The sequence below is a fragment of the Cellulomonas sp. GbtcB1 genome (assembly GCF_019091725.1).
GTDB lineage: Bacteria > Actinomycetota > Actinomycetes > Actinomycetales > Cellulomonadaceae > Cellulomonas.
Genome location: NZ_JAGXJG010000751.1, coordinates 1 through 228 on the forward strand (window position 1 = coordinate 1; position 228 = coordinate 228).

Sequence of the window (228 nt, forward strand, 5' to 3'; positions counted from 1 at the left end):
ACACCCCGCTGACGGGCTGGATGCTCACGAGTACCGTCCGATCTGCAGCGCCGCCTCGTAGGACGACTTCGCGCGGACCACGACCGCCGCGTTCGCCTGGTAGCCGCGCTGCGCCATGATCAGCTGCGTCATCTGGGAGGCCATGTCGTCCTCGGGGTACCGCACGTAGCCGTCCTCGTCCGCGAGCGGGTTCGTCGGCTCGTAGACCACGCGGCCCTCGGCCGGGCC

Annotated in this window: 1 protein-coding gene; it reads right to left on the minus strand. The window is 70.6% G+C overall.

The genetic code is table 11. The annotated features are described in order from the left end of the window. Positions 1-24: 24 nt before the first annotated feature. Positions 25-228: flagellar basal body rod protein FlgC (locus tag KVT14_RS22070; RefSeq protein WP_306795902.1), on the minus strand; the 204-nt coding region annotated here is incomplete at its 5' end.